Annotated in this window: 6 protein-coding genes; 5 read left to right on the top strand and 1 reads right to left on the bottom strand. The window is 71.2% G+C overall.

Annotated features, from left to right (window positions below; translation table 11 throughout):
• Positions 1-148 precede the first annotated feature (148 nt).
• Positions 149-820, top strand: a complete 672-nt coding sequence (locus IO39_RS42940; protein ID WP_043637331.1) for a DsbA family oxidoreductase — start codon at positions 149-151, stop codon at positions 818-820.
• A gap of 152 nt (positions 821-972) precedes the next feature.
• On the opposite strand, the gene IO39_RS42935 is transcribed toward IO39_RS42940, so the two are convergent.
• Positions 973-1,593 carry a thymidine kinase gene (locus IO39_RS42935; RefSeq protein WP_245642593.1) on the bottom strand — a complete coding sequence of 207 codons (621 nt, stop codon included), beginning with the start codon at positions 1,591-1,593 and terminating at the stop codon, positions 973-975.
• A gap of 105 nt (positions 1,594-1,698) precedes the next feature.
• Between IO39_RS42935 and IO39_RS42930 the strand changes: the two genes are divergently transcribed.
• The 4 genes from IO39_RS42930 to IO39_RS42915 all read left to right on the top strand — a co-directional run bounded on the left by IO39_RS42930 (position 1,699) and on the right by IO39_RS42915 (position 6,741).
• Positions 1,699-2,094 carry a hypothetical protein gene (locus IO39_RS42930; protein ID WP_043637328.1) on the top strand — a complete coding sequence of 132 codons (396 nt, stop codon included), beginning with the start codon at positions 1,699-1,701 and terminating at the stop codon, positions 2,092-2,094.
• 6 nt (positions 2,095-2,100) lie between these two features.
• Positions 2,101-4,101 carry a hydantoinase/oxoprolinase family protein gene (locus IO39_RS42925; RefSeq protein WP_043637326.1) on the top strand — a complete coding sequence of 667 codons (2,001 nt, stop codon included), beginning with the start codon at positions 2,101-2,103 and terminating at the stop codon, positions 4,099-4,101.
• The gene (locus IO39_RS42920; RefSeq protein ID WP_043637324.1) at positions 4,094-5,902 is read left to right on the top strand and encodes a hydantoinase B/oxoprolinase family protein; all 1,809 of its coding nucleotides are present in this window, start codon (positions 4,094-4,096) and stop codon (positions 5,900-5,902) included. The genes IO39_RS42925 and IO39_RS42920 overlap by 8 nt, the downstream gene beginning before the upstream one ends.
• A gap of 170 nt (positions 5,903-6,072) precedes the next feature.
• The gene (locus IO39_RS42915; RefSeq protein WP_043637322.1) at positions 6,073-6,741 is read left to right on the top strand and encodes a histidine phosphatase family protein; all 669 of its coding nucleotides are present in this window, start codon (positions 6,073-6,075) and stop codon (positions 6,739-6,741) included.
• The last annotated feature ends 91 nt before the right edge of the window (positions 6,742-6,832 follow it).

Genomic DNA, 6,832 nt, shown 5'->3' with positions numbered 1-6,832 from the left:
GGTTGTGGAAGATCACCCGTTCTACTGGATCTCCGTTCTTCTGTCCCGGTTTCCGTGAACCCTTGACGTCCCACCTCAAGCGTTAACTAACCGGCATTGCGACTAGGGGGCCGGAATCCCCCGGCGCGGATCGGGGTTGACCCCGGACATGAAGGTCGAGATCTTTTCTGACGTCGTGTGCCCGTGGTGCTACATCGGGCACGCCCGGTTCGCCAGGGCCGCCGAACGGTTCCGGGCCAAGGGCGGCACCATCGAGGTGACGATGCGGCCGTTCCAGCTCAACCCCGAGGCCACCTCCGACGGTGAGCCGCTGATCCCGGCGCTGGAGCGCAAGTTCGGGCCCAACGCCCGGCAGATGATCGAGCGGGTGATCGGCGCCGCCACGGACGATGGGCTGGAGCTCAACTACGACAAGGCGATCAACGCCGGCACCTTCGAGGCGCACCGCCTCATCGAGGTCGCCACCCGGCAGGGCCTGGGCCAGGAGATGGCCGAGCGGCTCTTCCGCGCCTACTTCACCGAGGGCCTCAACGTCGGCGACCGGGACGTGCTCGGCAAGCTGGCCGCCGAGGCGGGCGTGCGCGACTCGGGCGAGGGGGCCGAGGAGGTGCGCGAGCAGCTCGCCAGGGCGCGCTCGCTCGGGATCAGCGGGGTGCCGCTCTTCCTGTTCGAGGGCAAGTACGCCGTGTCGGGCGCGCAGCCAGAGGACGCCTTCGCCGCCGCCATCGACGAGGTGGCCGAGCGCACGGGGCAGACGCCGATCACGCAGCTCGCCGCCCCGGCCGACGGGTGCGACGACGACGGCTACTGCGCGGTCTGACCTTCACCGCGACGCACGGCCGCGCGTCTGCCGCGACCGGCAGGACCGGCGGCCGGCACGATCGCGGTCGGCACGATCAGCGACCGCCGCGACCGGCGACCGCCGCGACCGGCGACCGCCGCGACCGGCGGGCGGCGCGACCGGCGGGCGGGTCAGCCGGCCGAGGGGGCGGTGCCCTCGCCGAGCCGGCCCGCGCGGTGGTGGCGGCGGCAGAGCACCTGATAGCGCACGGGCGCGTCGTCGGTGTCGCCGATCACGACCTGCTCGCCCGTACGCGCCATCGTCCCGCCCACGATCCTGGCGTTGAGCAGCCCCGGCCGCCCGCACCAGCACAACACCTCGACCTGCAGCCGGCACACCTCGTCGGCCAGCTCGAACAGCCGTTGCGCCGCCGGGAACATCACCGACCGGAAGTCCGAGGCCAGCCCGAACGCGTAGACGTCCACGCCGTGGTCGTCGACCAGGTCGGCGAGCTGCTCGATCTGCTCGACGGTGTAGAAGCAGGCCTCGTCGCAGATCAGGTAGTCGATGCGGTCGTGACCGGTCACCAGCCGTACGAGGTCGAGCGAGTCCTCCACCTCGATGGCCTCCAGCCCCAGCCCGATCCGGCTGGTGACCTTCGGGCCGCCCGAGCGGTCGTGCTTGGTGAGCACCAGGCCGCGCCTGCCCTGCCGCCCGTGGTTGTAGTTCATCTGGAGCGCCAGCGTGGACTTCCCGCAGTCCATCGGGCCGAAGTAGAACTTCAGGACGGCGTCCCGGGGGCCGGATGGCACGGCGGACAAGGCAGACAGTTCGGTCACAGGCCGCCAGCTTAGCGGCTTGGCTAGTTCCACAACCTCGTGGGACATTTCTCCCCTGTAGTGAGTCAGGAGGAATCTGTGGTCACCGACAAACCACCGTCCCACGCAACGTCTCAGGCGTCGCCGCTCGACGCGATGATGAAGCAGGACGACCTCACGGCCGCCCAGGCGGACGCCACCCGCTGGCGTTACGGCTTCCTCGTCGTCGTGGCGGGCATCGCCGCGGTCCTGATCGCGTTCGGCGCGGCCGTGTTCGCCACCGGGGAGTTCGCCCCGCTGTTCGCCGGTGTCGCGGGGGTGATCGGTACCATCATCGGAGCCTATTTCGGGGTGCAGGCGGGACAGTCGGGTAAGGCCAGGGTCGAGGCCGAGCTGGCCAGGTCACAGGAGATGGTCGTGCGCCTGGCGGCGTACGTCGGCACACAGAACGCGCCCCGGGTCATCGACGAAGTGCTCGGCCGACGGCGAAGCTGAGGAGCCATGCGTAGCGTCCGTATCGGAGTGGACACCGGAGGCACGTTCACCGACGTCGTGGCGGTGGACGAGGAGACCGGTGAGATCCTCACCACGAAGACCCCCTCGACCCCCGCGAACCCGGCAGACGGGTTCCTGGCGGGCATCGGGAAGCTCGGCCGGCTCGACGTCGGCTCCATCGTGCACGGCACCACGGTGGCCACCAACCGGCTCCTGGAGGACCGGATCGGCGACCTCGGGTTCATCACGACCGAGGGCTTCGAGTTCATCCTGGAGATCGCCAGGCAGAGTGTGCCCGACGGTTACGGCAACTCCTACTTCTGGGTCAAACCGCCCAGGATCGTCCCCGTGCACCTGGTCAAGACCGTCGGCGGGCGGCTGGACCACCTGGGCGACGAGGTGCGGCCGTTCTCCGACGAGCAGGCCGTCGAGGTGGCCCGCTGGTTCCGCGCCCGGGGCGTCACCGCGATCGGGGTCTGCTTCCTGCACTCCTACGCCAACCCGGAGCACGAGCGGCGCATGCGCGAGGTGCTGTGGCGCGAGCACCCCGAGGCGGTGATCTCGCTCTCCAGCGACGTGCTGCGCGAATACCGCGAGTACGAGCGCTCGGTCACCACCCTCGTCGACGCCGCCGTCAAGCCGGCCATGCGCAGCTACATCGCCAACCTGTCCACCCGGCTCGGCATGCCGTTCTCCGTCATGAAGTCCAACGGCGGCGTGCTGTCGGCCCGCGAGGTCGTCAACCAGCCCATCACCACCGTCCTGTCCGGCCCGGCGGCCGGCGCGCTGGGCGCGGCGCTCATCGCCTCCACCGCGGGCCACAAGTCGGTGATCACCCTGGACGGCGGGGGCACCTCCACCGACGTGGCCGTGGTGATCGACGGCGAGCCCTCCATCACCACCGAGGGCAGCGTCGGCCGCTATCCGTGCAAGATTCCGATGATCGACATCATCACGGTGGGCGCGGGCGGCGGCTCGATCGCGTGGATCTCGCCCGAGGGCACGCTCAAGGTCGGCCCCAGGTCCGCCGGCGCCGACCCCGGCCCGCTCTGCTACGGCAGGGGCGGGACCGAGGTGACGGTGACGGACGCGCACGTGTTCCTCGGGCGCATCCCGCCGCACCTGCTCGGCGGGGAGATCCCCCTCGACGTGGACGCCGCCCGCGCCGGCGTCCAGGCGCTGGCCGACAAGCTGGGCCTGACCCCCGAGCGCACGGCCACCGGCATCCTGGAGATCAGCGCGTTCAACCAGAGCAACGCGATCAGGCAGCTCACCGTCAAGCGCGGGCTGGACGTGCGGGACTTCCCGCTGGTGACGTTCGGCGGCTCGGGGCCGCTGCTGGCCTGCCGGCTGATCGACATCCTCGGCCTGCCGTCCGTGATCGTGCCGCGCGACCCGGGCAACGTCTCGGCGTTCGGGCTGCTCACGGTGGACGTCAAGAACGACTATGTGCGCACGTACGTCACCCGCGACCTCTCCCTCGGCAAGGCCGTGGAGATCTTCCATGACCTGGAGCATCAGGCCGGCGAGGCCCTCGACCGCGAGGGCTTCGACGACCCGGTCTACCAGCGCAGCGCCGACCTGCGTTACTACGGGCAGGCGTACGAGGTCCGCGTCCCCGCCCCCGCCGGCGAGATCGACGAGGACTGGCACGCCGAGGTGATCGGGCGCTTCCACGACGCCCACGAGAAGCTGTACGGCTACGCCTACCGCGACGACCCGCGCCACGCCGTGGAGTGGGTGAACCTGCGCGTCTCCGGCATCGGCCCCATCACGCGCCCGGTCATCCGCCGCCTGGACAGGGCCGGCGAGGGCGCCACGTCGGTGCGTCCCGTGCACTTCGAGGAGACCCGCGACACCCCCATCCACCAGCGCGCCGCGCTCGGCCCCGGCGCCACGGTGCGGGGGCCGGCGGTGATCGAGGAGTACGGCTCGACGATCCCGGTCCACCCCGGCTTCACCGCCAAGCTCGACGAATACGGAAATGTGGAGATAAGTCGTGACTGATCCCATTTTGGTGGAGATCGTCGAAGGGACGCTCGCCTCCGTCGAGAAGGAGGTCGAGACGGCGATCGCCCGCACGTCCCGCTCACCCATGATCCGCGACGCGCACGACTTCCGCGCCGGCATCCACGACGCACGGCTGCGCAAGCTCACCGGCCGCTCCTACAGCGCCCTCGTCCAGCCCATTGTGCGCGACTTCCCGATCGAGACGATGAAGCCCGGCGACGTCTACTTCCACAACGACGTCTACCTGTCCGAGGGCGGCATCGGCCACCTGCCCGACCTGTGCGTCACCGTCCCCGTCTTCCACGAGGACTCCGTGGTCGCCTTCGTGCAGGCGTTCGGCCACCACGACGACATCGGCGGCTCGGTGCCCGGCTCCATGCCCTCCCACGCCCGCTCGGTCTTCGAAGAGGGCCTGATGGTGCCGCCGATCAAGCTGTGGGACCAGGGCGTGCCCAACGAGGCCGCGCTGCGCATCATGACCCGCAACTCCCGCATGCCCGACTCGCTGGCCGGCGACCTCGACGCCGAGTGCTCGGCCTGCCTGATGGGCGCGCGGCGGCTGGCGGAGCTGTTCGAACGCTACGGCAGGCAGGCCGTCGAGGAGTGCTTCGACGCGATCATCGACAAGACCACCGAGACGTTCCGCAGGGAACTGCTGGCCAAGATCCCCGAGGGCACGTACGTGTGGGAGGACTACGCCGAGCACGACGGCGTGGACGAGCCCCGGCTGCACGCCCAGCGCATCACCCTGACCGTGGACCACGCGGCCGAGGCCCCGCTCACCATCGACTTCACCGGCACCTCGCCCCAGGCCAAGGGCCCCATCAACCACGCCGGCGACTACGCCGACGGGGTGTTCCTGAAGAAGTGGCTGGCCCCCGTGCTGCGCAACCTGGCCGACACGCCGGAGCGCATGGCCGAGCTGGACGTCAACGAGGGCGTCGTGCCGCTGATCAGGATGGTCTTCCCGGAGAAGGGCACGCTGCTCACCCCGATCTTCCCCGCGCCCACCAACGCCCGCACCTTCGTCATCCTGCGCCTGCTCGGCGTGCTGTCGGGCGTGCTGGCCAAGGCCACCGGCGGGCGCATGCCGGCCGACCAGGAGACCATCCGCTACACCGGCGTGCACGGCACGGACGCCGACGGGCAGCCGTACCTGATGCGCGAGGTCCTGGGCGGCGGCTCCGGCGGGCGCTGGTACGCCGACGGCGAGGACACCATCCACGTGGTGCCCGACTCGCGCAACATCCCGGTGGAGTTCGCCGAGGCGCGGTGGCCGTTCCGGGTGGAGCGGCTGGCGCTGGCCTGCGACTCCGGCGGGCCCGGCATGTTCAGGGGCGGGCTCGGCTACGACAAGCACATCAGGATGTTGCGCGACGCCTCGTACATGTCGGTCGCCGACCGCTCGATCCTGTCCTGCTGGGGCGTCAACGGCGGCCTGGCCGGCCGGCCCTTCCGCGTGGAGATCGCCGGCAAGGAGATGGAAGGGCTGGTGGACGACTACCCGGTGCAGGCCGGCGAGCTGATCAGGATCCGCACCACCGGCGGCGGCGGCTGGGGCTCCCCGTACGACCGCGACCCCCGGGCGGTGGCGGCCGACGTGCGCGACGGGAAGGTGTCGATCGCGGGCGCGCTGGGCGACTACGGGGTGGTGCTCGACGGGGACCGCATCGACGAGCAGGGCACCGCCGAACTCCGCGCCCGCCTGCGCCCCCCGGCCGACCGCTTCTTCGACCGCGGCCCGGGCTACGCCAAACTCTCGGGCGGCCGCGCGTACGCAGAGGTGGACGAATGGTGAGGAGTGCCGGTACGGCGAGCAGAGGCCCGCTGAAAGCGCGAAGCCCGGGCTCCCGTCGATTCCGGCAGTACACCGGGCCCACTTCCATCCTCCCCGCAGGAAGGCGGCGTGTGCTCACCGTACGCGGCCGGGCACGGGTCGTCGCCTGAATTCTGTGTGAGGATGAGGGCATGGGGCCGGTGGGGATCATGGCGGTGCGGCACGGGGAGAGTGAGGCCAATCTCGCCTTCCGGGAGGCGGGGGCGACGCCGCTGGTCTACGGGCGCGGCGACGACGAGGTGACGCTGACCGGGGCGGGCCGGGCGCAGGCCGCCGCGCTGGGCAGGCTGCTGGCGGCGCTGCCCGCGGACGAGGCGCCCGAGCTGGTGTGGTGCTCGCCCTACCGGCGCGCGCTCGACACGTGGGCGATCGCGCAGGAGGCGTGGGGCGCCGCCCCGCTGCCGGTCACCGTGGACGAGCGGCTCAGGGACCAGGAGGCCGGGGCGTTCGCGCGGCTCAACCTGGCCGCGATCAAGGAGCGGCATCCCGGGGAGCTGGCCAGGCGGGAGGCCGAGGGCGCCTACGCGTTCCGCCCGCCAGGCGGCGAGTCGCTCGCGGACGTCGTGGTCAGGACACGTGACTTCCTGGCCGACCTCGACGGGCGCGCGCCGGGCCGGCGGGTGTTGATCGTGGCGCACGACTCGGTGGTGCTGGCGCTGCGCCACGTCCTCGACGGCCGGCCGGACGCGGAGCTGGCGGCGGTGCTGGAGTTCGCGCCGGTGCTGAACGCCTCGGTCTCGGTCTGGCACACCGGAGGCCGGCTCGTACGCTTCAACGACGTCACCCACCTCGGCCCCTGACAGTGATGATGGAGATGAACGCCTCCCCCCGGGGTTTGACCCAGCCCCTGACTGACCTCGGGTCCTTAACGGGATATGTCGACCTCGGCGG

It is taken from the genome of Nonomuraea candida (genome assembly GCF_000725485.1).
In the GTDB taxonomy this organism is placed as follows: Bacteria; Actinomycetota; Actinomycetes; order Streptosporangiales; family Streptosporangiaceae; genus Nonomuraea; species Nonomuraea candida.
Note: the sequence above shows the minus strand (reverse complement) of the source record. Positions and strands in the feature narration are given on the sequence as shown.

Bases quoted from the DNA above. Each gene is read 5' to 3' on its own strand.
- IO39_RS42940 (WP_043637331.1), top strand. From the start codon at position 149: ATGAAGGTCGAGATCTTTTCTGACGTCGTGTGCCCGTGGTGCTACATC.
- IO39_RS42925 (WP_043637326.1), top strand. From the start codon at position 2,101: ATGCGTAGCGTCCGTATCGGAGTGGACACCGGAGGCACGTTCACCGAC.
- IO39_RS42915 (WP_043637322.1), top strand. From the start codon at position 6,073: ATGGGGCCGGTGGGGATCATGGCGGTGCGGCACGGGGAGAGTGAGGCC.